Source organism: Streptomyces sp. 8N114 (assembly GCF_052245835.1).
In the GTDB taxonomy this organism is placed as follows: Bacteria; Actinomycetota; Actinomycetes; order Streptomycetales; family Streptomycetaceae; genus Streptomyces.
Genome location: NZ_JBQQBT010000001.1, coordinates 153,459 through 177,841 on the forward strand (window position 1 = coordinate 153,459; position 24,383 = coordinate 177,841).

The window sequence follows — 24,383 nt, forward strand, 5'->3', positions numbered from 1 at the left end:
ACACGGTAACCCTGTCCCCGTCGCCCCGTTCGGAGAGCAGCGAGAATGGGGCCGATGAAGCCACATGTGACGCCCGTGACGTGGACTCTTGTGGTGCCTCTGAAGCCTCTCTCCCGGGCCAAGAGCCGGCTTGCGGGCGCCGCCGCGGGCCCTCCCCTGCCCGAGCTCGCGCTGGCGTTCGCGCAGGACACCGTCAGTGCGGCGCTCGGCTGTCCGGCAGTGCGCGGTGTGGTGGTTGTCACGGACGATCCGCTGGCCGCCGGTGAACTGCGTGCCTTGGGCGCGCGCCCGGTGCCCGACCTGCCTGGCGACGGACTGAACGCGGCGCTCGCACACGGAGCCGCGACGGCACGCGCCATGGACCCCGGTACGGCTGTCGCGGCCCTGAACGCGGATCTGCCGGCGCTACGTCCCGCGGAATTGGAGCGGGTACTGAATGCGGCTTCCGGATTTGCCCGGGCTTTTCTTCCCGACGCTGCGGAAATCGGCACAACTGTGCTGACGGCCCTCCCGCGGACCGAGCTTTCCCCCGCTTTCGGCGGCCCCTCCCGGGCCCGGCACCGGGCCTCTGGCGCGATGGAACTGACGACACCGGGAGTTCCCAGCGTGCGGCAGGACGTGGACACGCCCGAGGATCTGCGAGCCGCGCTCGCACTGGGCGTCGGCGAATTCACCTCGGCGCTGCTCGCCGGACCCGTCCCCGGCCCGGGCCGCTAGGCTTCCGATATGCAGGCCACGGCGTACACCTACGACCCAAAGTCCCGGTCCGGCAGCGTGCTGCTGGACGACGGCACCCCGCTCCCTTTCGAGGCTCCCGCCTTCGACGCGGGCGGTCTTCGCCTGCTCCGCCCCGGCCAACGGGTCCGCATCGAACTCGAGGGCGAAGCCGAAGCCCGCCGCATCACTCTGGTGACGCTGCAAACCCTCTAAAACCCCCACTACGGCTTGCGCCCCGAAGGGGCGCGGGGAACTGCTCCCCTGGGGTACCTCCCGGCCGGAGGCTGGGGGATGAAACAACGAAGCCGCAACCACCACGTACGGCCAAGCTCCGCAGGAAAAACGCCGCGGGCCGGGCTCCCCCGAGGGAGCCCGGCCCGGCGCTGGCGTTACGGCGTGAGAGCCGCGTGTGGCCCTCCCCCGTCGGCGACAGTGCCGCCACCTGGGAGGGATCGTTTCGTCTCCTGACCCGCGAAGCGGACTACCGCCTACGCGACGTGGTCTTCTTGGCGGTGGTCTTACGAGCCGCCGTCTTCCGCGCGGGCGCCTTCGTGGCGGTGGTCTTGCGCGCCGGTGCCTTCTTGGCCGTGGTCTTGGCAGGGGCCTTCTTGGCGGTTGTCTTCTTGGCGCCGGCCTTCTTCGCCGGTGCGGCCTTCTTGGCCGTCGTCTTCTTGGCCGGTGCGGCCTTCTTCGCCGGAGCCTTCTTCGCCGTCGTCTTCTTCGCCGGTGCGGCCTTCTTGGCACCCGCCTTCTTGGCCGCGGCCTTCTTGGTGGCCGCGCCACCGGAGAGGCTGCCCTTGGGAGCCTTCTTGACCGCGACATCGTTCTTGGGGAGCTTCTTCGCCCCGCTCACCAGGTCCTTGAAGCCCGCACCGGCGCGGAAGCGCGGTACCGAGGTCTTCTTCACCCGCACCCGCTCGCCGGTCTGCGGGTTACGGGCGTAACGGGCCGGTCGGTCGACCTTCTCGAAAGAGCCGAAGCCGGTGACCGAAACACGCTCACCGGCGACGACCGCACGAACGATCGCGTCCAGGACTACATCGACCGCATCTGCGGCCTGCTGGCGTCCACCGAGGTCATCTTGGATAGCTTCAACGAGCTGCGCCTTGTTCACGTCTTCCCCTTCGGAGACATTGCCGGAACGAATGTGTTCAGCTTTTTCGCACGTTAGGCAGATATATACCGCAAATCAAACACGAAACGGGCGAATCACCCTTGTGCCGCAACGAACTCGCCCGTCACGGAGTTCCGTCCGCGCACACGTCCCCTTGCCCCGCGCTGAATCGCCCCTCGTCGACGTCGGCCATCAGGCGCTCCAGACGCCGTTCGGCATCGGCGAGATCGTGTTTGGAAGCCGCGGTGATGACGAGCAGCTTCCGGGCCAGCGGCACCCGTGCACTCTGCGGAATTTGCGGGGAGCGCACCCGGGAGTGCGCTTCCTTCAATCGGGCGGCGAGTCGGTCGTAGAGCTCCAGTTGACCGTCGCGTTCCATGCGGTGATTGTGCCATCTGGGGTGAGTTGTCGCTTCCAGCGGGTCAGCGTAGGGCGGGGACGTGCGAGGTGTACGCACCAACTCCGCTGGGCAGAGCCTTTGTTGACACCTCGCGGCGAGTCGTGCGGGCGAGTCGCGAACGGCACTGTGCCTTAGTGCGACAGGAGCCGTCGTCAAGACTAATTCACGTCATTCGCCAGCGCACGTGTGCGCGCATACGTGCCGCATACAGCCGCACCGCCCACACGTGCCGCACACAGCACCGCGCCCCCGCCGGGTGCGGCGGGGGCGCGGTGGTGAAACGGTGTTCTGAGGGGCTCTCAGGCGGCAAGTGTGCGCGGTTTGAAGGAGGCCCTGGACTTCTCGAAGTCCGCGATGGCGTCCTCGTTCTTCAGGGTGAGGCTGATGTCGTCCAGCCCTTCCAGCAGCCGCCAACGGGCGTTCTCGTCCAGTTCGAAGTCGGCCTCGACGCCGGGCGCCACGACCTTGCGCCGCACGAGGTCCACGGTCACCTCGGAGGTCGGGTCGGCCTCCGTCAGCTGCCAGAGCGCGTCCACGGTCTCCTGCGGCAGCACGACCGTGAGCAGGCCGTTCTTGAGCGAGTTGCCACGGAAGATGTCGGCGAACCGCGAGGAGATGACGGCCTTGAAGCCGTAGTTCTGGAGCGCCCAGACGGCGTGCTCACGGGACGAGCCGGTGCCGAAGTCGGGGCCTGCGACCAGCACCGTTCCGCCCTGGTAGGCGGGCTGGTTGAGCACGAACTCGGGGTCCTTGCGCCACGCCTCGAACAGGCCGTCCTCGAAGCCGTCGCGGGTGACCTTCTTGAGCCAGTGGGCCGGGATGATCTGGTCGGTGTCGACGTTGCTGCGGCGCAGCGGGACCGCCCGGCCGGTGTGTGTGGTGAAGGCTTCCATCTCTCGTCTCCCTTGAGCTTTCTCGGCCCGTCGGCCCGTCAGGCAACAGCCGGTTCGCGTACGTCCGCCAGGTCGGCAGGCGAGGCCAGGTGGCCCAGTACCGCCGTCGCCGCCGCCACCTGCGGCGAGACCAGATGGGTACGGCCGCCCTTGCCCTGTCGGCCCTCGAAGTTGCGGTTCGAGGTGGAGGCGGCGCGCTCACCCGGCTGGAGCTGGTCGGGGTTCATGCCCAGGCACATCGAGCAGCCGGCGTGCCGCCACTCGGCGCCCGCAGCCGTGAACACCTTGTCCAGCCCTTCCTCGACGGCCTGCAGCGCCACCCGTACGGAACCGGGGACGACCAGCATCCGCACAGTGTCGGCAACCTTGCGGCCCTGGAGCACCGAGGCGGCCGAACGCAGGTCCTCGATACGGCCGTTGGTGCACGAGCCGACGAAGACGGTGTCGACGGCGACCTCGCGCAGCGGCTGACCCGCACTCAGCCCCATGTAGTCCAGGGCCTTCTCGGCCGCGTACCGGGCGCTGGCGTCCTCGAAGGAGGCCGGGTCGGGCACCGAGTGGGACAGCGGAGCGCCCTGGCCGGGGTTGGTGCCCCAGGTGACGAACGGCGCCAGCTCGGATGCCTCGATGACGACCTCGTGGTCGAAGATCGCGTCCTCGTCGGTGCGCAGCGTTTTCCAGTAGGCGACGGCCTCGTCCCAGTCCGCGCCCTGGGGGGCGTGATCGCGGCCCTGGACGTAGGCGAAGGTGGTCTCGTCCGGGGCGATCATCCCGGCCCGGGCGCCCGCCTCGATGGACATGTTGCAGATCGTCATCCGCGCTTCCATCGACAGCTTCTCGATGGCCTCGCCGCGGTACTCGATCACATAGCCCTGGCCGCCGCCAGTGCCGATCTTCGTGATGATGGCGAGGATCAGGTCCTTGGCGGTGACGTCCTCGGGCAGCTCGCCGTTCACGGTGACCGCCATGGTCTTGAACGGCGCCATCGGCAGCGTCTGGGTGGCGAGCACGTGCTCCACCTGGGAGGTGCCGATCCCGAAGGCCAGCGCACCGAACGCACCGTGGGTCGAGGTGTGGCTGTCACCACAGACCACCGTCATCCCGGGCTGGGTCAGCCCCAGCTGCGGCCCTACGACGTGTACGACGCCCTGTTCGACGTCGCCCAGCGGGTGCAGCCGCACTCCGAAATCCGCACAGTTCTTACGCAGGGTCTCCAACTGGGTACGCGAGACCGGGTCGGCGATCGGCTTGTCGATGTCGAGGGTGGGGGTGTTGTGGTCCTCGGTCGCGATGGTCAGATCCGTACGCCGCACGGCCCGGCCCGCCTTGCGGAGTCCGTCGAACGCCTGCGGGCTGGTCACCTCGTGGAGCAGGTGCAGATCGATGAAGAGAAGGTCCGGCTCGCCTTCCGCGCGCCTGACGACATGGTCGTCCCAGACTTTCTCCGCGAGTGTGCGTCCCATCGCTTTCCCTTCGGCCGGCAGCGTCGCCGCCCACATGTCGAGACCAGTTCCTCCCCCAGCCTTCGGCCGGGGAGACCCCCAAAAAAGTGGCGGCCGTCTCTCAAGGTTGGCGGGTCGCTGGGAAAATTGAACTTGCGTTTCACACTCTGAGACGTGAGTATCGACGCATGGACAACTCTAGCGGCGTCGGCGTTCTCGACAAGGCAGCTCTGGTACTGAGCGCTCTGGAGTCCGGTCCGGCCACCCTCGCCGGGCTGGTCTCAGCGACCGGTCTCGCGCGCCCCACGGCGCACCGGCTCGCGGTGGCTCTCGAGCACCACCGCATGGTGGCCCGCGACATGCAGGGCCGATTCATCCTCGGCCCGCGGCTGGGCGAGCTCGCCGCTGCGGCGGGCGAGGACCGGCTGCTCGCGGCGGCGGGCCCGGTACTCACCCACCTACGCGATGTGACCGGCGAGAGCGCCCAGCTCTACCGGCGCCAAGGCGACATGCGCATCTGTGTCGCCGCTGCCGAACGCCTCTCCGGCCTGCGCGACACCGTGCCGGTCGGTTCGACGCTGCCCATGAAGGCGGGCTCCGCCGCACAGATCCTGATGGCCTGGGAGGAGCCCGAGCGGCTGCACCGCGGCCTCCAGGGCGCCCGGTTCACCGCCACCGCGCTCTCCGGCGTACGACGCCGGGGCTGGGCCCAGTCGATCGGCGAGCGCGAGCCGGGCGTCGCGTCCGTCTCGGCGCCCGTGCGGGGCCCTTCCAACCGCGTGGTGGCCGCCGTCTCCGTCTCAGGCCCCATCGAGCGTCTGACCCGCCACCCCGGCCGGATGCACGCCCAGGCCATCGTCGACGCCGCTGCCCGACTCAGCGAGTCGCTCCGCAGGCCCGGCTGAGAACCTCGCCCTCCGGGGCGGACACCGGACCCGTGAGGGGCCCCGCGTCCGCCCCCGGGTGCGAGCACGACGAAGGCCCCGCACCGTGAGGTGCGGGGCCTTCTGATCGAGTACCCCCGACCGGATTCGAACCGGCGCTACCGCCTTGAGAGGGCGGCGTGCTAGGCCGCTACACAACGGGGGCCCATCTGCGATCCCGGCCTCGGCCTGTCGGCCTGGACGGAATCCGTACCCCCGACCGGATTCGAACCGGCGCTACCGCCTTGAGAGGGCGGCGTGCTAGGCCGCTACACAACGGGGGCTCGATCTCGCAGAACGTGAACACTGCTGAACACAATGCGGATCTTGCTGGGCTACCAGGACTCGAACCTAGACTAACTGAACCAGAATCAGTCGTGCTGCCAATTACACCATAGCCCACCGAAACGCAACCCCCGGTGGGGATTTTGTTTGGCTGACCGCCTCCGGTTCCGGCCTTTGCGGCCCGCCCCGTTCGGCGACAGGAAGAACATTACCCGATGGCGGACGGTGCTCCAAAACGAGTTCCAGGGGCCCCGTTCCGGGGCACCGTCCCCACCTCGGCGGCTACGAACCGAGCTTGGCCAGGGCCGCGTCGATGCGCTCAAGGGTGCGGTCCTTGCCGAGGACCTGGAGGGACTCGAAGAGGGGCAGGCCGACGGTACGGCCGGTGACGGCGACGCGGACCGGGGCCTGGGCCTTGCCCAGCTTGAGGCCGTGCTCCTCGCCGGCCGCAAGGACCGCCTCCTTGAGGGCGTCCGGGGAGGTCCAGTCGGCGGTCTCCAGCTTGCCGCGGGCCGTACGGAGGAGGGCCTCCGAACCCTCCTTCATCGCCTTCTGCCAGGACTTCTCGTCCTCCACGGGCCGGTTCAGGAAGAGGAAGTCCACGTTGTCGGTGATGTCCGAGAGGACGGTGAGCCGGGTCTGGGCCAGCGGGGCCAGCTCCTCGAACGCCTGCTGGGAGAAGTTCGCCTCGTCCCAAGGGGCGTGGGGGGCCTTCAGCCACGGCTCGCAGGCGGCGACGAAGTCCTTCAGCGGCATCTCCCGCAGGTGCGTGGCGTTGATGGCCTCGCACTTCTTCAGGTCGAAGCGCGCCGGGTTGGAGTTGACCTCGTGGATGTCGAAGGCGGCGACCATCTCGTCGACGGAGAAGATGTCGCGGTCCTCGGCGAGGGACCAGCCGAGCAGGGAAAGGTAGTTGAGCAGGCCCTCGGGGAGGAAGCCGCGCTCGCGGTAGAGGTTGAGGGAGGACTGCGGATCGCGCTTGGAGAGCTTCTTGTTGCCCTCGCCCATGACATAGGGCAGATGGCCGAACTCCGGGATCCGCTTGGCGATGCCCAGCTCCGTCAGCGCCTTGTAGAGGGCGATCTGACGCGGGGTGGAGGAGAGCAGGTCCTCGCCGCGCAGCACGTGCGTGATGTCCATCAGCGCGTCGTCCACCGGGTTGACCAGCGTGTACAGCGGGGCGCCGTTGGTGCGCAGGATGCCGTAGTCGGTGACGTTCTCCGGCTGGAAGGTGATCTCGCCGCGGACCAGGTCGGTGAAGGTGATCGGCTCGTCCGGCATCCGGAAGCGGACGACGTGGCTGCGGCCCTCGGCCTCGTAGGCGGCGATCTGCTCACCGGTCAGCTCGCGGCAGCGGCCGTCGTAGCCGGACGGGCGGCCCTCCTTGCGGGCCTGCTCGCGCCGCTGCTCCAGCTCTTCGGCCGTGCAGTAGCAGGGGTAGGCGTAGCCGCCGTCCAGCAGCTTGCGCGCGACGTCCGCGTAGATGTCCATCCGCTGGGACTGCCGGTAGGGGCCGTGCGGGCCGTCCACCTCTGGGCCCTCGTCCCAGTCGAGGCCCAGCCAGCGCATCGAGTCCAGCAGCTGTTCGTACGACTCCTCCGAGTCGCGCGCCGCGTCGGTGTCCTCGATGCGGAAGACCAGGGTGCCGCCGGTGTGCCGGGCGTACGCCCAGTTGAACAGGGCGGTACGGACCAGACCCACGTGGGGGTTACCGGTCGGGGAGGGACAGAAACGTACGCGGACGTCCGGGCCCGCGGTCGCGTTAGTCACGCTTGATCACCTTATTGGTGAGAGTGCCGATTCCTTCGATGGTGACGGCGACCTCGTCGCCGACGTTCAGGGGGCCGACGCCCGCGGGGGTGCCGGTGAGGATGACGTCACCGGGCAGCAGGGTCATGGCCTCGGTGATGTGGACGATCAGGTCCTCGATGGGCCGGATCATGTCGCTGGTACGGCCCAGCTGGCGCTGCTCGCCGTTGACCGTGCACATGATGCCGAGGTCCGCCGGGTCCAGCTCGGTCTCCGTCCAGGGGCCGAGCGGGCAGGAGCCGTCGAAGCCCTTGGCGCGGGCCCACTGCTTCTCCGTACGCTGCACATCACGCGCGGTGATGTCGTTGGCGCAGGTGTAGCCGAGGATGACGTCCTTGGCGCGCTCGCGCGGCACGTCCTTGCACAGCCGGCCGATGACCACGGCCAGCTCCGCCTCGTGGTGCAGCTCGTTGGAGAAGGACGGGTAGCCGATCGGGTCGTTCGGGCCGATCACCGAGGTGGACGGCTTGAGGAAGGTGACCGGGGTCTCGGGGACCTCGTTGCCGAGCTCCTTGGCGTGCTCGGCGTAGTTCCTGCCGATCGCCACCACCTTGTTGGGGAGGGTGGGCGGCAGGATGCGGACCTTGCTCATGGGGAGCTTCTGGCCCGTGCGCTCGAACTCTGCGAAAGGGTGGCCCTTGATGATGTCGAGGACGGGGCCCTCGGGGGTTGAGGGCTCGCCCTCGACGACGCCGAAACCTACGGTTCCGTCCAGGGAGAATCTTGCGATGCGCACGGGGGTCCTTCGGTGCCGGTTCCAATGGCTGGGACCCCAGCGTATTCCACGGGGTGTCGCGGGCGGGGCGGGGTTGTTCGTGCCCTGCCCCGCCCCCGGCCGTTACCGCAGCCGCGCCATCAACGCGTGTTCCACCAGAGTGATCAGCGCGCTCTTGGCGTCCGCGCGGTGCCGGGCGTCCGTGGTGATGATCGGGGCGTCCGGGCCGATCTGGAGGGCTTCGCGGACCTCTTCGGGCGAGTAGGGCTGGTGGCCGTCGAAGCCGTTGAGGGCGATGACGAACGGCAGCCCGCTGTTCTCGAAGTAGTCCACCGCCGGGAAGCAGTCCGCCAGCCGGCGGGTGTCCACCAGGACCACCGCACCGATGGCACCACGCACCAGGTCGTCCCACATGAACCAGAACCGGTCCTGACCCGGCGTACCGAACAGGTACAGGATCAGGTCCTGGTCCAGGGTGATACGGCCGAAGTCCATGGCCACCGTGGTGGTGGTCTTGTCCGCGGTGTGGGTCAGGTCGTCGATACCGGCCGAGGCGGAGGTCATCACGGCCTCGGTGCGCAGCGGGTTGATCTCCGAGACCGCACCGACGAAGGTCGTCTTGCCCACGCCGAATCCGCCGGCCACCACGATCTTCGCGGAGGTCGTCGAACGGGCTGTCGTACCCCCGACGGGCCCGGCGCTAGAGCTTCCGAAGTCCACTGAGCACCCTTTCGAGCAGTGTCACGTCTGGTTGACCGTCGGCGGTGGTCTCGTCACCGCCCGGCTGGTGGATGGCGACGAGTCCGGCCTCGGCCAGGTCGGCGACGAGGATCCGGGCGACGCCGAGCGGGATGGTCAGGAGTGCCGAGATCTCGGCGACCGACTTGATCTCGTAGCACAGGCGGCAGATTCGCTGGTGCTCCGGGAGCTGGCCCTGGAGCTGAGAGGTCTCCGCCGTGGTGTGCACCAGCGCCTCGATGGCGAGCTGGTAGCGGGGACGGGTCCGGCCACCCGTCATCGCGTACGGACGCACCAGCGGCTGCTGCGGCGGCGGGGGCTGGTCGGCGGCGCGCTGGGTGCCGGCCGACCTGTCACCGGGCGCGGGCTGCACCGGCTGGATACGGGTCTGTGGGTTCTGCTGGTGTTGCGGCTGCCGCTGCGGGGGCGGCGCGCCGTGCTGCGGCTGCCCTCCGTGCTGCGGCTGGCGCGGCGGCTGTCCTCCGTGCTGCTGCGGCGCGCCGTGCTGCGGCCGGCCGGGCTGCTGCGGCTGCCGGCCGTGCTGTGGCTGACCGGGCTGCTGCGGGTACTGACCGGTCGGCCGCTGGACGTGCTCGCTCGGTGCCGAAGGGAAGTTGAAACGGTTCAGGAACGGCGCGTCCCCACCCTGGGCCGCGACGGACTGACCGTCCTGCGGCTGATCGGGACGACCATTGCCGTACGACGACGGACCTCCTGGGGGCGTTGCCACGTTTCCTCCTCCGACTCACGGACATACGGCCGTTGCGCTCACGGCACCTTATGGCGCCCGGCCGCGTTGCGCACTGCCACGGGACAGTTGTGCCCTAGTTGAGAAGACTGCCCTGAAGTTCCGCTCGCAGATCCGGGGTGAGGACCCCTCCGGCACGGTCGACCAGCAACGCCATCTCGTATCCCACCAGGCCGATGTCGGCCTCGGGGTGGGCCAGGACGGCCAGCGAGGAGCCGTCGGAGATGGACATGATGAAGAGGAATCCCCTCTCCATCTCCACAACCGTCTGGTTGACCCCACCGCCCTCGAAGATCCGGGACGCGCCCGCGGTCAGCGAGGTGAGCCCCGAAGCGACTGCCGCCAGCTGGTCGGCGCGGTCGCGCGGGAAGCCCTCGGACATCGCGAGCAGGAGTCCGTCGGCGGAGACCACCACCGTGTGGGACACCCCGGGGGTGTTCTCCACGAAGTTGGTGATCAACCAGTTCAGGTTCTGCGCCGCCTGGCTCATCGGGCTCACACTAACGCTCCTGATCGTAGGTGCTGCCGGGGCCGAAGCCCTGTCGGTCATTCTGGTTGCCGTCGCCCGCCGTGCGCCCCTGGCGGACGCCGCGGTGCAGGTTGCTCAGTCTCCCGCGCACGTCCTCGGGCGCGCGCGAGACCGAGGGGCCGCCCTGCCGGCTGTCTTCCGCGGCACCCGCGACCAGATTGGCCTTGGGCACCCGGCGCGGCAGTCCGGACGAGGTGACACCGCCGGACTGCGGGGCACGCAACTGACCCGCCCTGTTCCAGCGTTCGTCGTTCTCGCTCCACCGGTGGGTTCCGGTTTCCTCCTGCGACGGCTGCCCCGCGGACTCCTCGGCCGGGGCTTCCCAACCCTGCGCGCGGTCCTGGTGCTGCGCTTCCGGCTCCCCGTCCTGCTGCTGTCGCCCCGGGTCACGTCGCGGGAGGCCCGCTTCGGTCGTGGTGCGACGGCTGTTCGGGAGGGAATCCGGACGGTCGAAACCTACACGCTCAGCGTCCCGGTGGGGAACGCCAGAAGAAGATTCCGCTTCCGGCTGCTGCGACGTGTACTGGCCCTCGTGCGCTGGCCGTTGGGGCTGCAGCCGCTGCTGCTCGTACTCCCCGGTGCCGGGCGTGGAGGTCTCGTGGGGCTGCTGTGTTGAGGAACCGCCGTAGGACTGTCCGTAGCCCTGGTCGTATCCCGCGTCGTAGCCGCCGGTGTACTGCTGCGCGGCGATCTCACCGGTCTGCTCGTACCCCTCGTATCCCTGCTGGTACGGGTGGGCCGGCTGCTGGTACTGGTCGCCGGGCTGCTGGTACGGGTCGCCTTGCGCATACGCGTCGTACGGCTGTCCCTGCGCGGTGTCGTACGGCTGTTGCCCCTGCGGGTAGGCGTCCTGCCGTGGCTCCTGAGGGGGCTGTGGCGGCTCGGCCTGCTGGGGTTGGTGTTGTTGCAGCTGCGCTTGCTGGGACTGCGGCGCCTCCAGCGCCGCGCGGCGCTCCTCGCGGAACCGGGAGCGGCTGACGGAGCCGAGGGTCAGGGACTGGTCGCCGGAGCCGTAGCGCGAGTCGTCGAAGCCCAGCTCGGCGGCCGAGCGGGAATCCAACGCGTTCGGCTCGCGGGGCTGTTCGGGGACGATACGGGAGACGGTGAAGTCCTCCTCGGAGGAGTCCTCCTCCCCTCCCCCGCCGTGCGTGATGGCGTCCGGCAGCATCACCAGCGAGGTGGTGCCCGCCTGCTCGCCGGAGGGGCGCAGCTGGACGCGGATGCCGTGCCGGTCGGCGAGGCGGCCCACCACGAACAGGCCCATGCGCTGGGAGACGGCGACGTCCACCGTCGGCGGGTTGGCCAGCTTGTGGTTGATGTCCGCGAAGTCCTCGGCGGTCAGACCTATGCCCTTGTCATGGATCTCGATCATCATCCGGCCGTCCGGCAGCCGGGTCGCGGTGACCCGCACCTTGCTCTGCGGCGAGGAGAACGACGCCGCGTTCTCCAGCAGCTCGGCGAGCAGGTGGACCAGGTCGTTGACGACCTGCCCGTGGATCTCCGTCTCGGGGATGCCGCTGACCTCGATACGCGCGTAGTGCTCCACCTCGGAGGAGGCGGCGCGCAGGATGTCGACGAGCGGCACCGGTTCCGTCCACCGGCGGCCCGGCTCCTCGCCGGCGAGGACCAGCAGATTCTCGCCGTTGCGGCGCATCCGGGTGGCCAGGTGGTCCATCCGGAACAGCTTCTCCAGCTGGTCCGGATCCGCCTCGCTGTTCTCCATCTCCGTCACCAGCTCCAGCTGGCGCTCGATGAGGCCCTGGTTGCGGCGGGAGAGGTTGGTGAAGATCGCGTTGACGTTCCCGCGCAGCAGCGCCTGCTCGGCGGCGAGCCGCACGGCCTCGCGGTGCACCTGGTCGAAGGCGCGGGCAACCTCGCCGATCTCGTCACTGCTGGTGATCGGGATGGGCTGGACGCGGGTGTCCACGCGGCCCGGCTCGGTCCGCGAGAGCTGGTCGACCAGCATCGGCAGCCGCTGCTGGGCCACGTCGAAGGCGGCGGTGCGAAGCGAGCGCATGCTGCGGCTCATCGAGCGGGCCATCCGGCCGGCGATGACGAACGCCAGCAGCAGGGCGACCAGCACGATCGCCGAGTTCACCAGCGCGTTCCTACGGGCGTCGGAGGCGATCCGCTCGGTCTCCTCGACCGCGTTCCGCGTCAGCTTCGACTCGACGGCCCGGTAGGCGTCGAAGGCACCGGTGGAGGTGGCGAAATAGGTCTCGGTGGTGATGCCCTTGGCCCGCAGCTCACGGGGCCCGGCGCCGGAGCCGATGGCCGTCACCATCTTGTCCACGGAGGGCGGAGGGACGAACTTACGGCCCTTCGCCGCCGCGGCCTCCTTGGCCGCCTGGGCCTGCTTGCGGCCCGCGGCCTCGGCCTTGGCGGTCTCGTCCTTGAGCAGCCGCACATCCGCGGGGCGCCCGCCGGAGCTGTACTCGCCCAGTGCGATGCGCTCCAGGTAGTGGTACGAGGCCAGCGCGGTGCGCTGGGCCTCCTTGTCCTTGCGGGACGGCCCGGGCTTCACCATCAGATGGGTGCCCAGCGACCGCTGGAGGGACTCGGCGGCCTTGGCCAGCGAGATGGCGTAGACGGTACGGCCGTAGGAGGTGACGTTCCCGGTGCCCAGCCCGAGCTCGTTGGCGAACTCCATCAGCGGGTGCTGGATGGTGACGTAACCCTCTTCGGTCTTCACGCCGGGCAAGTCCTTGGTGTACGCGGACTCGCGCAGCACCGGCAGCCGGGGCTCGACCTTCTCGAACGCGGCGAGCCGGCGCTTGAGGCCCGGGTTGTCCGGAAGATGGGAGGCGGCGCTCTTGAACTCCCTGGCGGCCCGGTCGGTCGCGACGCGGGCCTTCCGGACCGCGGGGTCGTTCTTCTGCCCCTTGAGGAGCGGCTCGGCAGTGCGGTCGCGCTCGTCGATGAGGGCGTTGCCGTAATTGGCTGCCGCCTCGACCAGTTCGGCCGTACGCTGGGCTTCCTTGGCGTCCTGCCAGGCGGAGACGTCGGATTCGACCTTGAAGCCGCCGAAGACGAGGGCGACGAGCACGGGTATGAGCAGGATTGCGTTCAGCCGGGTGGGGACGCGCCAGTTGCGCGCCGACCACCGGCTGCCACTGCCGGACGCGGGCGGCGGCGGCTGGAGGGCCGAGGCATGCGGGCCACGCGGCGCGGCAGGACGCTGCGGAGGGGTGAAGTTACCCCTCGAGCCCGCAGAGCCCTGTTGTTCGGAACCCTCTCCTGCCGGTCCCGACGTACCCCTGGTCGTTCGCCTCACTCGACTTCTCACCTCTCGGTGCGCGGCGCCCCCTGACAGCTTGCGCCTGCGCTACTGCTGAGTTCAGGGAATTCCAGCACGTCACGACCGCTCCCTCCAAACAGTTGGCGCATTACGGAGGGCGAGGAAAGACGAGGAAACCGGTCCACGGAAAAACGGGCATTGGGGCCGTGCGGCGGCAAATAGCCCGGGATTCGTACGCAGAGTGAGACGTTCCGCGCGCCCCGCGTGTTCACGTGGACGTAATTCTCTGTCGAAACGTTATGAACGTGAGGCCGTCATGATTCCCGGGCATGGCGAAAAACACAGCCTCCCCGGGACGGGGTCCCACGGTGCGCAGCGGCCGTCGGAGCGGCTGCGCCGCCGCTGGTGGGAACGTTCGGCCGCGCTACTTGAGGCGGGCCAGCAGCGCGTGTTCCACCAGGGTGATCAGACCGCTCTTGGCCTCGGCCCGGTGCCGGGCGTCGGTGGTGATGATGGGGGTGTCGGGGCCGATCTGGAGGGCTTCGCGGACTTCCTCCGGCGAGTAGGGCTGGTGGCCGTCGAAGCCGTTGAGGGCGATGACGAACGGCAGCCCGCTGTTCTCGAAGTAGTCCACCGCCGGGAAACAGTCCGCCAGCCGACGGGTGTCCACCAGGACCACCGCACCGATGGCACCACGCACCAGGTCGTCCCACATGAACCAGAACCGGTCCTGACCCGGCGTACCGAACAGATACAGGATCAGATCGTCGTCGAGGGTGATACGGCCGAAATCCATCGCCACCGTTGTGGTGGTCTTCCCCGCGGTGTGGGTCAGGTCGTCGATACCGGCCGAGGCGGAGGTCATCACGGCCTCGGTGCGCAGCGGATTGATCTCCGAGACCGCACCGACGAAGGTCGTCTTGCCCACGCCGAATCCACCGGCCACCACGATCTTCGCGGAGGTGGTGGCCCGCCCGGGCGCGGGCGTCCCGTAGCCCTGCTGGCCGGCCTGTCCCATGGAACCCATCGGCCCCACCGGCTGGGTCGGCTGACGCCCGGCGGGGTCCATCTGCGGGCTAGAGCTTACGAAGTCCACTGAGCACCCTTTCCAGCAACGTCACGTCGGGGGCGCCGCCCGGGTCCGAGGCGCTGCCCGGCTGGTGGATGGCCACCATCCCGGCCTCGGCGAGGTCGGCGACGAGAATGCGGGCCACTCCCAGCGGGATGGCGAGCAGTGCGGAGATCTCCGCGACCGATTTGACCTCCCGGCACAGGTGGCAGATCCGCTGGTGCTCCGGCAGCAACCCCTGCAGTTGCATCGGGTCCGCGTTGCTGCTCACCAGGGCCTCGATGGCGAGCTGGTAGCGCGGCCGGGTGCGGCCGCCCGTCATGGCGTACGGACGCACCAGTGGCTGGTCGCCCTCGACGCCGTACGGCGCATGGGAATTGTGCACACCGTACGGATCGTGTGAAGCGGGCGGCGGGGTCATGGCTCCTCCGAGCGAGGCATGGGGTCGGCGAACGGACTGTGGTGCTCAGGTGGGGGGAGCGTGATGATCAGTTGAGAATGCTTCCCTGGAGTTCCGCACGTACGTCGGGGGTGAGTACGCTTCCTGCACGGTCCACCAAGAGCGCCATCTCATAGCCGATGAGGCCGATGTCCGCGTCGGGGTGGGCGAGAACGGCGAGCGAGGAGCCGTCGGAGATGGACATGATGAAGAGAAACCCTCTCTCCATCTCCACCACTGTCTGGTTGACCCCACCACCCTCGAAAATGCGGGAAGCGCCCGCCGTCAGCGAAGTGAGCCCCGACGCAACCGCTGCCAGCTGATCGGCGCGGTCGCGCGGAAATCCCTCCGACATGGCCAGAAGCAGGCCGTCGGCGGAGACCACCACCGTGTGCGACACCCCGGGGGTGTTCTCCACGAAGTTGGTGATCAACCAGTTCAGATTCTGCGCAGCCTGGCTCATCGGACTCAACTAACGCTCCTGCTGATAGGTGGGACCTGCGCCGCGGTTGTCCGTACCGGCCTGTCGGCCCTGCTGGATACCGCGGCGGAGATTGGTCAGCCGACCACGCACGTCATCGGGCGCGCGGGAGACCTGGGGACCGGACTGTGCGGAGGACTGCTGCTGCGCGGTGCCCGCGACCAGGTTGGCCCGGGGCACGCGGCGCGGCAGACCCGAGGTGGTCACCCCGCCGGCTGCGGGCTCGCGAAGCTGTTCGGCACGCCGCCAGCGCTCGTCGTTGGGCGAGGCCCCCCAGCCGGCGTCGGACGCGGCAGCGCCCTGGCCCGTGCTGCCCGCGGTGCCCGGCGCCGCCTGACGCTGGGGCAGTGGCGGGACTGCCGAGGCGGGCTGCCCCGGGCGCGGGGCGGGTGCCTGGGCAGGCTGCCGACCGGGACCGCCGCCTGGGCCTGGGGCGGTGCTGGGACCCGTACCGGCACCGGTGCTTTCCGGGGCGGCGACGGGCGCCTGCTCCGTCGGGCCCGGATGCGGTTGCGCGGGCGACTGCGGGGCTGCCCGGCCCGGTTCCGGCTGGCCGGGGTCGCGGAACCAGTTGGACTCGATGGACGCGAAGATCGGCGTTGGAGCGTCCGCGGGGGCCGGCGGGACGGAAGGTATGCCCTCGGACGGGTCACCCGGCTGGGCACGGGAACCGTCCTGGCCCGGCAGCGCGGGGTCGGCGCCCGGGTATCCGGGGTGGGCGTACTCGCCGGTGCCCTCGGGCTCGTCGTGACCGCGCGGGGTGTCCTCGTCGCCGGGGCCCTGCTCGGGGCGGGCCCAACTCGGGCGGTTCTCCCCGTCCGAAGGGCGGCCCGGTGCGGCGTCGTCGAAGGAGGGACGGGCGAACTGGGCGGTGTCGGCGGGGCCGCCGCTCGCCTGGGGGCGGGCGAACTGCCCGGTGTTCCCGGGCCCGTCGGGGCTGCCGGACTGCGCGTACTCGCCGGTGTCGGCGGGGCCGTCCGGGGTGATGCGGGGAATCTCGCTGGTGCTGCCCGGACCCTCCGAAGGCGAACCCGGACGCGCGTACTCCCCCGTCTCCGAGGTGCCCGGACCGCCCGACTGCGGCAGCGCGAACTGCCCCGTACCGGAGGGGCCGCCCTGGGAACCGGGCTGCGCGAACTGGCCCGTATCGGCAGGGCCGCCCTGACCGATCTGCGGGAACTGGCCCGTACCGGCCGGGCCGTCCGGGGTGATGCGGGGAATCTCGCTGGTGCTGCCCGGACCCTCCGAGGGTGAACCGGGGTACGCGTACTCGCCCGTGGCAGACGAACCGCCCTGGGAACCCGGCTGCGCGAACTGGCCCGTATCGGCAGGGCTCCCCTGACCGATCTGCGGGAACTGGCCCGTGCTGCCGGGGCCCTCCTGCGGTCCGCCCGGGCGTGTGTACTCGCCCGTGTCCGCGGGGCTGCCCGACTGGGGCAGGGCGAACTGGCCCGTGCCGGTGGAGGGCTGGGGGCGCGGGGCAGAGGGGGCACCGGGGAGTTCGGGCGTGGGGCCGCCCTGGCCTCGGTTGGGCGCCGGCGGGTTGGCTCCGTTGCCGGGGCCGGCCGGGGCCTGGCCCGGGCGGGCCGGGTTGGGCGGTGCGCCGAAGAAGTTGACGGCGCTGCCGCCGGAGCCGGGCTGGGGGCGGCTGCCGTCGCGCGCGGGCAGCGCGGGCCGTGCGCCGCCCGCGTCCTGACCGCGGGCCGGCAGTGCGCCCATCCGCGAGGACTCGCCCGCGCCGAGGCCGGCACCCGCGCCGGGGCCCTGGCCCGGCGCACCCGGTCCGCCGTTCTGCGGACCGCGCTGCAGCGCAGCGGCGAGGTTGCCGCCCTTGCTGCCGCCCCGGGTCTGCGGGGGCGGCGGCCCGCCCTGGCCGCCGGGCGTGCCCGCGCCGGGGCGGCCCTTCATTCCCTGGGCGCCCTGTGCGACGTCGACGGGCAGCATGACCAGCGCGGTCGTGCCACCGGAGTCGGAGGGGCGCAGCTGGATGCGGATGCCGTGCCGCAGGGAGAGCCGGCCGACCACGAACAGGCCCATGCGGCGGGAGACGGACACGTCCACCGTCGGCGGGTTGGCCAGCCGCTCGTTGATCGCGGACAGGTCCTCCGGGGACAGCCCGATGCCGGTGTCGTGGATCTCGATGAGCACCCGCCCGTCGGGCAGGGCGTGACCGGTGACCTTGACCTTGGTCTGCGGGGAGGAGAACGAGGTGGCGTTCTCCAGCAGCTCGGCGAGCAGGTGGACGAGGTCGTTGACGACGCGGCCCGCGACCTCGGTGGACGGCACGGAGTTGAGCTCGATGCGTTCGTACTGCTCCACCTCGGAGGCGGCGGCGCGGAGCACGTCGACCAGCGGTACGGGGCGCGTCCAGCGGCGGCCGGGCTCCTCACCGGCGAGAACCAGCAGGTTCTCGCCGTTGCGGCGCATGCGGGTGGCGAGGTGGTCGAGCTTGAAGAGCGAGGACAGCTGGTCCGGATCGGCCTCGCGGGACTCCAGTTCGGAGATGAGCGAGAGCTGACGCTGGATCAGGCCCTGGCTGCGCCGCGAGAGGTTGGTGAACATCGCGTTGACGTTCCCTCGGAGCAGCGCCTGCTCACCGGCGAGGCGGACGGCCTCGCGGTGGACGTCGTCGAAGGCCGCGGCCACCTTGCCGATCTCGTCCCGGCTGTGGACTCCGACGGACTCGACGGAGGTGTCCACGTCCTGCGGCTCGGCCTCGGACATCTGCTTGACCAGCTCGGGCAGCCGCTTGCGGGCGACTTCCTGCGCCGTGTCCTGGAGGCGGCGCAGCGAGCGGACCATGGAGCGCGCCACGACGAACGCGCCGACCAGCGAGATACCGAGGACGAGCAGGATGAGCGCACCGCTGATCAGCGCCTCGCGCTGGGCTTCGGAGCGCAGCTCGCGCGCCTGCTGCTCCATCTTCTCCAGCAGCGTGCGCTCGATCTTCTCCATGCTGTCGATCTTGGACGCGTCCTGGTCCATCCAGTCGACGAAGGTGCGCTTCTGCTTCCTGATCGCGTCCGGGCTGTGCAGCATCCGCTCGCGGTAGTTGTCGGCCAGCTGGACGTTGACGTCGCCGCCGCTGATCGGCTTGAGGAGCGTATTAGCTGCCTTGTCCCCGTAGATCTGGCTGAAGCTGTCGAGCTCGGCGCCCTCACTGTCGGTGGCCGTCCGGGCGTAGAGCCGGTCGTTCTCGGAGAGCTTGGGGTTGGGCTCGTGGGCCAGGCCCGCGGAGATGATCGCGCGCTGCATGGAGGCGTACTCCTTGGCGCTGGAGAACGCGGCCAGCGCGCGGGTGCTGCGGATCATCTCCGAGTTGCTGGTCGCCTGCGCCATGTCCTGCGAGAGGGAGAGCAGCGACTCGATGAGCTGGTTGTAGGCGTTGACAGTCTGGGAGACGTTGTCGGGGTTCTCGTAGGCGCGCTCGCGGATCGTGTTGATCGCGCCGAGCTGACGGACGATGTCCAGGACGGTGGACTGGACGCCCGCCATCGTCTTGTCGCTGCCGTCGATGTCGCCGGTGGCCTTCTGGAAGGACTTGAAGGCCTGGTCGGTCCGCTCCCGGGGCGCGACGACGAGGTCGTCCTTCTCGTTGCCCGTGCTCACCAGCGGGCCGGCCGACTTGTCCCGCTCGTCCTGAAGTGCCGCTGCCAGGTTGGTGGCCTGCTCCGTCATCTCGGTCAGGCGCTTCATGTAGTCGAGCTGGTCGACGTTCTGCAGCGAGCCGGAGATCCGCATACCACCGAGCGTGGTAGCGGCGATCACCGGGAGAGCCAGGAGGGAGACGAGGCGCGTGCTGATGCGCCAGTTGCGCAGGGCTACGCGGGGCCCGAGGTCGGGGCCCTCGGACGAGCCCTTGCCCTTGGCCGCGGCGTCACCCTTGCCGGACTTGCCCTGCTTGCCGCCCTTGCCCTTTCCGGCGCCGTTCCCGGTGCTCACCTGCTTGCCCGAGGGCGTGCCCTGCTCACCACCCGCGGGCCCGTCGTCCTGGGCACGCTGGGGCTGGGAACCGCGGTCGGCCGAGCCTTGCGCCTCCGGGGCTCCCTCAGCGCTGCCATCCCTCTTGAAACGTCCCTGCACTAGCGTCGCAACCTCTGGACCAGGCGTCCCCCCGCTCGCGACGGCGGGACGGTATCGAGTCGTGGGGGTCCAAGGCCCCCATGGCGGTCGTGATGACCGGCGCGTCCCCTCATCACCGTCGCGCGGCGCCGCTCGCGTGCGCCGACGCGCTCCGGTCTGTTTCGTCCTGCGGCGGTCCGTGGAATTCCAGCACAGTGCCGGATCTCCAACAAGGGCTGTGGATAACCCTTGAGTGTCGATAACCGAGCGCACACGAATGCTTACTCAGAGTGGAAAGAGCAAAGCGGAATGCCGGATTTTTACTGATCGGACACCCCGGGGCGGACAGCTGCGCGCCACGCCCAAGTACCCGGCAGAGCGCACGTATTACCCCCTTGGCCCGCTGTGTCCGATTACGGTGCCGGATTCAACGATTACTTATGTCTGGTTTTGGTAACGGGCTCGTGAGCAAACTCACATGCCAGTCGTTGCCTAGATCACGTTGCTACGGGGAATAGCGCGCCTACTCTCGGCATTTACATAGCACATTGAAATGACAAGCCGAGCGAGGTAAGGGCACCAGTGAACTCCACGCTGACCATGCGGAACATAGCCAACCCGCAGCGCACCACCCTGGCACATCTGACGGACGCCGACGAGCTTACGACCGCAACGGTTGCCGCTCACGAAGCGACGGAGATGGAAGGCGCCCTGCCGGAGCGGACCGCAAACCCCCGCCGGACCGTACTGGTGGACGCCCCCGCGAGCTGAGTTCTCGCCCTTCGCGCCCTGCTCCCCCGAGGCTTCTCACCCTTCGGCCTGCTCTCCCGAAGGACAGCGGCTCTCCGGCCTGAAGGACAGCAACTCTCCGAAGCAAGCGACTCTCCGAAGCGCAGCGGCGCGAAACGTACAGAGGCGCGTGTGGGAACCCTCCCCCAGGGTTCCCACACGCGCCTCTGCCGTCTCTCCTGCCTCCAGCCGTCCCTGACCCGGCCGTTGGGCCTCAGCCCTGCCAGCTGTGCGGGGCGCGGAAGCCGTGCTGGCGCTCCAGCCGGCGCCATCCCGCCTTGGTCGGGCGCCCACGGCGCACGGACGTCCGGGAGTGCCCGGCGCGGGTGGAGGCGGCGGCGCGGGCGAGGAGCAGCGCGGTGACCGCGGCCAGCTCCTCCGCGTTCGCCCGGCCCTTCTCCACGCGCACCACGCTGTTCGCCTCGGCGCTCAGCGGGGCCGTACTGCCGGGCTCCTCAGGGGTCTTGTTCATCTGTGCTCCCATCACTGCGGGGGGTTGCCGTGCTTGCGCGACGGCAGGTCGGCGTGCTTGCTGCGCAGCATCGCGAGGGACCGGATGAGGACCTCGCGGGTCTCGACCGGGTCGATGACGTCGTCCACCAGGCCGCGCTCGGCGGCGTAGTAGGGGTGCATCAGCTCGGCCTTGTACTCCTTGACCATGCGGACACGCATGGCCTCGGGGTCGTCGGCCGCCGCGATCTGCTTGCGGAAGATGACGTTGGCGGCGCCCTCGGCGCCCATCACCGCGATCTCGTTGGTGGGCCAGGCGAAGGTCAGGTCGGCGCCGATGGACTGGCTGTCCATGACGATGTACGCGCCGCCGTACGCCTTGCGCAGGACGACGGAGATCCGCGGCACGGTGGCGTTGCAGTAGGCGTACAGCAGCTTGGCGCCGTGCCGGATGATGCCGCCGTGCTCCTGGTCGACGCCCGGGAGGAAGCCCGGCACGTCCAGCAGGGTGAGGATCGGGATGTTGAAGGCGTCACACATCTGCACGAAGCGCGCCGCCTTCTCGCTGGCCTCGATGTCCAGCACTCCGGCGAGCGACTGCGGCTGGTTGGCGACGATGCCGACGACCTCACCGTCCATCCGCGCCAGCGCGCAGATGATGTTGGTCGCCCAGCGCTCGTGCACCTCCAGGAAGTCGCCGTCGTCGACGAGTTCCTCGATGACCTTGCGCATGTCGTACGGGCGGTTGCCGTCGGCTGGCACCAGGTCGAGCAGGGCTTCCCCGCGTCGGTCGGCGGGGTCGGCGGTGGGCTCGGTGGGCGGGTTCTCGCGGTTGTTCTGCGGCAGCAGGGAGAGGAGGTAGCGGACCTCCTCCAGGCAGGTCTCCTCGTCGTCGTAGGCGAAGTGCGCCACGCCGGAGGTCGCCGCGTGCACATCGGCGCCGCCCAGGCCGTCCTGGCTCACCTCGGCACCGGTCACCGCCTGCACCACGTCGGGGCCGGTGATGAACATCTGCGAGGTGTCGCGGACCATGAAGACGAAGTCGGTCAGCGCCGGGCTGTAGGCAGCGCCGCCGGCGCAGGGGCCGAGCATCACGCTGATCTGCGGGATGACACCGGACGCCTTGGTGTTGCGCTGGAAGATGCCGCCGTAACCGGCCAGCGCCGCGACACCTTCCTGGATACGGGCGCCCGCGCCGTCGTTGAGGGAGACCAGCGGCGCACCCGCCGCGATCGCCTTGTCCATCAGCTTATGGATCTTGGTGGCGTGAGCCTCGCCCAGTGCTCCGCCGAAGATCCGGAAGTCGTGCGCGTAGACGAAGACCGTCCGGCCGTGCACGGTGCCCCAGCCGGTGATCACACCGTCGGTGTACGGCTTCTTCTCCTCCAGCCCGAAGCCGGTGGCGCGGTGCCGGCGCAGCGGCTCGATCTCGCGGAAGCTGCCCTCGTCCAGGAGCAGGTCGATCCGCTCCCGGGCTGTCAGCTTGCCCTTGGCGTGCTGTGCCTCGGTCGCCCGCTCGCTGGGGCCCTGGTACGCCTGTGCACGGATCGCGTGCAGCTCGGCGACGCGCCCACGGGTGTCCTGCGCCGGTACGGAGCCGGGTGAGCCGGGCGACTCGGGCTCGGCCTGGTCGGCCTGCTCGGTCTGGGACGACGGCTGGGGCAGATCGGTCATGTATAGACCCTACGAAACTGCGGCGCCGATCACCGTCGTCAGATTCGTACAGTCTCCGCGGCCGATTCATGGCAGCGCTGGACAGAACCATGGGGGGCCGTGACAGGACGAAGGGGAAACCCTCTCACGCACAGCGGAGGGGGCTGTGGGATTTCCACAGCCCCCTCCCGCCCAAGGCTTTGCGTTCGGCGGGCGCCGGTCTGCCCACCGTACGGGGTGCCCTCTCCTGTGGCGCGTCGTTCAAGGCTGTCGCACAGCAGCCGGACCCTCCACGTCGTGACCGTCCACGTGACGGCTCGGCACCCCCACGGCGGAGAAGAGCGCGCTCCGTTCGCCCGCCGTCACAAGGAGGAAGGCGACAGCCGTCACCGCGGACGAGAGCAGGAAGCTGAGGTCGAAGCCGCCCAGGCGGGGGACGAGGGGGCCGGTGTAGAGCGGGGTGTCGACGGCCAGCAGCCCCACGCAGGAGCCGATGGCCCAGGCCACCGTGGCGCGGATGTTCCAGCCTGCGGTGTACCAGTAACGGCCCCCGATCGAGCGGCGGTTGAGGACCTGGAGCGCCTCCGCGTCGTAGACGCCCCGGCAGCGCGCGTGCCCGATCAGCACGATCACGGCCCAGGGGGCGCCCACGGCGGTCAGCAGCAGCACGAAGGCCGTCATCGCGTCCTGCGCGTCCCACACGAAGTGGCCGAGGTAGACGAGCGCTGTCGCGAGGGCCCCCACGGTGTAGGTGGCCTTGGTCCGGGTGGTACGCGGAACGATGGCGTCCAGGTCGAGCCCCATCGAGTAGAGCATCAGCCCCGCGTTGCCGATCGAGCCGAACGAGGCGGCCAGCAGCAGCGGCACCAGGAACCAGAACGGCGCCTGCTCGACCAGCGGCCCCGCGTAGTCGGTGGCCGCGTCGACGGCGACCGCGGTGAAGGTGCCGAAGAGCTGGGGGATCAGCAGTCCGGCGACCAGCCCGACACAGGTGGTGAGGTAGACGCGGCGGGAGGAGTGCCGGGCGGGCGACATGTAGCGGGTGTAGTCGCCCAGCAAGGTGATGAAGGCGATCGGGCCACTGAGCCCGGCCGCCACCACGGACAGCAGCCAGGTCGTCCAGAAGTCGCCGAGCAGGTACTCGGTCCCGGCGGGCGCCTGGGTGGTGAAGTGCGGCGCGTACGCGAACAGGCCGACGACCAGCAGCGCGGTCATGCCGACGGCGAGGACCCGGCTCAGCCGGAGCAGCAGCTTGTAGCCGTACACGGCGCACACGGCGGTGCACACCGCGAGCACGGCGTAGACGATCGCGTACCCCGCGGCCGAGTCGGGCATCCCGCAGAGCCGGGAGAGTGAGCCGACCATCGCATCCCCGCCGACCCACAGCGTGAGCGCGGTGTAGCCGAGCGAGAGCAGCAGCCCGATCGACGAGCCCAGCAATCTGCCGCGTACGCCGAACTGGGCACCGCTGCTGGTCGAGAGGTTGGTCGCGGTACGCAGCGACACCAGCGCGAGCGGGGCGACCAGCACCGTGCCGATCAGGGTGCCTACCAGGAGTGAGGAGACGGCGGGCCAGAAGCCCAGCCCGAAGGAGACCGGCAGCCAGCCGAAGATGACGACGCCGAGTGCCAGGTTCGATCCGATGAGAAAGCTGACGATGTCGCGTGGGCGGCCAGTGCGCTCCGCTTCGGGTATCACATCGACGCCGTGCTGCTCGATCTGCATGGTGCTCCCTGTCGGGGTGGGGCCGGCATTTGGTTTGAGCAGCGCTCAATCTGAGGCATCAATAGCGGCAGGGTCAATGGTGCGATGCAAAGACTTGACTATTTGAGCGTTGCTCTAAATGCTGGCCGGACACACAGCAACACACAACGGGACACTTACATCGC

Annotated in this window: 21 protein-coding genes and 3 tRNA genes; 4 read left to right on the forward strand and 20 right to left on the reverse strand. The window is 69.7% G+C overall.

Annotation, left to right across the window (positions count from 1 at the left end; genetic code table 11):
- Nucleotides 1-45 precede the first annotated feature (45 nt).
- Nucleotides 46-717, forward strand: a complete 672-nt coding sequence (gene cofC, locus ACTWQF_RS00650; RefSeq protein ID WP_443276027.1) for a 2-phospho-L-lactate guanylyltransferase — start codon at nt 46-48, stop codon at nt 715-717.
- Between the two features lie 9 nt (nt 718-726).
- The gene (locus ACTWQF_RS00655) at nt 727-930 is read left to right on the forward strand and encodes a hypothetical protein (protein ID WP_443276028.1); all 204 of its coding nucleotides are present in this window, start codon (nt 727-729) and stop codon (nt 928-930) included.
- Nucleotides 931-1,198: 268 nt separating this feature from the next.
- On the opposite strand, the gene ACTWQF_RS00660 is transcribed toward ACTWQF_RS00655, so the two are convergent.
- The 4 genes from ACTWQF_RS00660 to leuC all read right to left on the reverse strand — a co-directional run bounded on the left by ACTWQF_RS00660 (nt 1,199) and on the right by leuC (nt 4,587).
- Nucleotides 1,199-1,831 (reverse strand): HU family DNA-binding protein, encoded by a 633-nt coding sequence (locus tag ACTWQF_RS00660; RefSeq protein ID WP_443276030.1) that lies wholly within the window; start codon nt 1,829-1,831, stop codon nt 1,199-1,201.
- Between the two features lie 124 nt (nt 1,832-1,955).
- Entirely contained in the window at nt 1,956-2,210 is a 255-nt protein-coding gene (locus ACTWQF_RS00665; protein ID WP_443244961.1) for a hypothetical protein, read from the reverse strand.
- Between the two features lie 320 nt (nt 2,211-2,530).
- A complete protein-coding gene (gene leuD, locus ACTWQF_RS00670) occupies nt 2,531-3,124 on the reverse strand; it encodes a 3-isopropylmalate dehydratase small subunit (protein WP_443276032.1) in 594 nt (197 codons plus the stop codon).
- 38 nt (nt 3,125-3,162) lie between these two features.
- The gene (gene leuC / locus ACTWQF_RS00675) at nt 3,163-4,587 is read right to left on the reverse strand and encodes a 3-isopropylmalate dehydratase large subunit (protein ID WP_443276034.1); all 1,425 of its coding nucleotides are present in this window, start codon (nt 4,585-4,587) and stop codon (nt 3,163-3,165) included.
- Between the two features lie 167 nt (nt 4,588-4,754).
- On the opposite strand from leuC, the gene ndgR reads away from it, so the two are divergent.
- The gene (ndgR, locus tag ACTWQF_RS00680) at nt 4,755-5,471 is read left to right on the forward strand and encodes an IclR family transcriptional regulator NdgR (RefSeq protein ID WP_099884559.1); all 717 of its coding nucleotides are present in this window, start codon (nt 4,755-4,757) and stop codon (nt 5,469-5,471) included.
- A 111-nt stretch (nt 5,472-5,582) separates the two neighbouring features.
- On the opposite strand, the gene ACTWQF_RS00685 is transcribed toward ndgR, so the two are convergent.
- From ACTWQF_RS00685 to ACTWQF_RS00745, 13 genes are all read right to left on the reverse strand, one after another.
- A tRNA-Glu gene (locus ACTWQF_RS00685) sits at nt 5,583-5,655 on the reverse strand.
- Between the two features lie 45 nt (nt 5,656-5,700).
- Nucleotides 5,701-5,773: transfer RNA gene (locus ACTWQF_RS00690), tRNA-Glu, on the reverse strand.
- Nucleotides 5,774-5,819: 46 nt separating this feature from the next.
- Nucleotides 5,820-5,891 (reverse strand) — tRNA-Gln (locus ACTWQF_RS00695).
- A 165-nt stretch (nt 5,892-6,056) separates the two neighbouring features.
- Nucleotides 6,057-7,544 carry a glutamate--tRNA ligase gene (gltX, locus tag ACTWQF_RS00700; RefSeq protein ID WP_443276036.1) on the reverse strand — a complete coding sequence of 496 codons (1,488 nt, stop codon included), beginning with the start codon at nt 7,542-7,544 and terminating at the stop codon, nt 6,057-6,059.
- The gene (locus tag ACTWQF_RS00705) at nt 7,537-8,319 is read right to left on the reverse strand and encodes a fumarylacetoacetate hydrolase family protein (protein ID WP_443276038.1); all 783 of its coding nucleotides are present in this window, start codon (nt 8,317-8,319) and stop codon (nt 7,537-7,539) included. The genes gltX and ACTWQF_RS00705 overlap by 8 nt, the downstream gene beginning before the upstream one ends.
- A 102-nt stretch (nt 8,320-8,421) precedes the next feature.
- The gene (locus ACTWQF_RS00710) at nt 8,422-9,018 is read right to left on the reverse strand and encodes a GTP-binding protein (protein WP_079035522.1); all 597 of its coding nucleotides are present in this window, start codon (nt 9,016-9,018) and stop codon (nt 8,422-8,424) included.
- The gene (locus tag ACTWQF_RS00715) at nt 8,999-9,766 is read right to left on the reverse strand and encodes a DUF742 domain-containing protein (protein WP_443276040.1); all 768 of its coding nucleotides are present in this window, start codon (nt 9,764-9,766) and stop codon (nt 8,999-9,001) included. The genes ACTWQF_RS00710 and ACTWQF_RS00715 overlap by 20 nt, the downstream gene beginning before the upstream one ends.
- Before the next feature lie 94 nt (nt 9,767-9,860).
- A complete protein-coding gene (locus tag ACTWQF_RS00720; protein ID WP_180289953.1) occupies nt 9,861-10,274 on the reverse strand; it encodes a roadblock/LC7 domain-containing protein in 414 nt (137 codons plus the stop codon).
- 10 nt (nt 10,275-10,284) lie between these two features.
- Entirely contained in the window at nt 10,285-13,587 is a 3,303-nt protein-coding gene (locus ACTWQF_RS00725; protein ID WP_443276042.1) for a nitrate- and nitrite sensing domain-containing protein, read from the reverse strand.
- Between the two features lie 388 nt (nt 13,588-13,975).
- The gene (locus ACTWQF_RS00730; RefSeq protein ID WP_443276043.1) at nt 13,976-14,578 is read right to left on the reverse strand and encodes a GTP-binding protein; all 603 of its coding nucleotides are present in this window, start codon (nt 14,576-14,578) and stop codon (nt 13,976-13,978) included.
- A 49-nt stretch (nt 14,579-14,627) separates the two neighbouring features.
- A complete protein-coding gene (locus ACTWQF_RS00735; RefSeq protein ID WP_443244970.1) occupies nt 14,628-15,041 on the reverse strand; it encodes a DUF742 domain-containing protein in 414 nt (137 codons plus the stop codon).
- 67 nt (nt 15,042-15,108) lie between these two features.
- Nucleotides 15,109-15,522: a roadblock/LC7 domain-containing protein gene (locus ACTWQF_RS00740; protein WP_443277510.1), complete on the reverse strand. Its 414-nt coding sequence runs from the start codon at nt 15,520-15,522 to the stop codon at nt 15,109-15,111.
- 9 nt (nt 15,523-15,531) lie between these two features.
- Nucleotides 15,532-19,623: a nitrate- and nitrite sensing domain-containing protein gene (locus tag ACTWQF_RS00745; RefSeq protein WP_443276045.1), complete on the reverse strand. Its 4,092-nt coding sequence runs from the start codon at nt 19,621-19,623 to the stop codon at nt 15,532-15,534.
- A gap of 561 nt (nt 19,624-20,184) precedes the next feature.
- Here ACTWQF_RS00745 and ACTWQF_RS00750 point away from each other — a divergent pair.
- Complete coding sequence (locus ACTWQF_RS00750) at nt 20,185-20,373, forward strand: hypothetical protein (RefSeq protein WP_443276047.1); 189 nt, start codon at nt 20,185-20,187, stop codon at nt 20,371-20,373.
- A gap of 232 nt (nt 20,374-20,605) precedes the next feature.
- Here the strand turns inward: ACTWQF_RS00750 and ACTWQF_RS00755 are convergent, their stop codons facing one another.
- The 3 genes from ACTWQF_RS00755 to ACTWQF_RS00765 all read right to left on the reverse strand — a co-directional run bounded on the left by ACTWQF_RS00755 (nt 20,606) and on the right by ACTWQF_RS00765 (nt 24,219).
- On the reverse strand, nt 20,606-20,863 hold the full coding sequence (locus ACTWQF_RS00755) for an acyl-CoA carboxylase epsilon subunit (RefSeq protein ID WP_443276049.1): 258 nt from the start codon (nt 20,861-20,863) through the stop codon (nt 20,606-20,608).
- Between the two features lie 11 nt (nt 20,864-20,874).
- The gene (locus ACTWQF_RS00760; protein WP_443276051.1) at nt 20,875-22,515 is read right to left on the reverse strand and encodes an acyl-CoA carboxylase subunit beta; all 1,641 of its coding nucleotides are present in this window, start codon (nt 22,513-22,515) and stop codon (nt 20,875-20,877) included.
- A 240-nt stretch (nt 22,516-22,755) separates the two neighbouring features.
- On the reverse strand, nt 22,756-24,219 hold the full coding sequence (locus tag ACTWQF_RS00765) for a cytosine permease (RefSeq protein WP_443276053.1): 1,464 nt from the start codon (nt 24,217-24,219) through the stop codon (nt 22,756-22,758).
- Nucleotides 24,220-24,383: the final 164 nt, after the last annotated feature.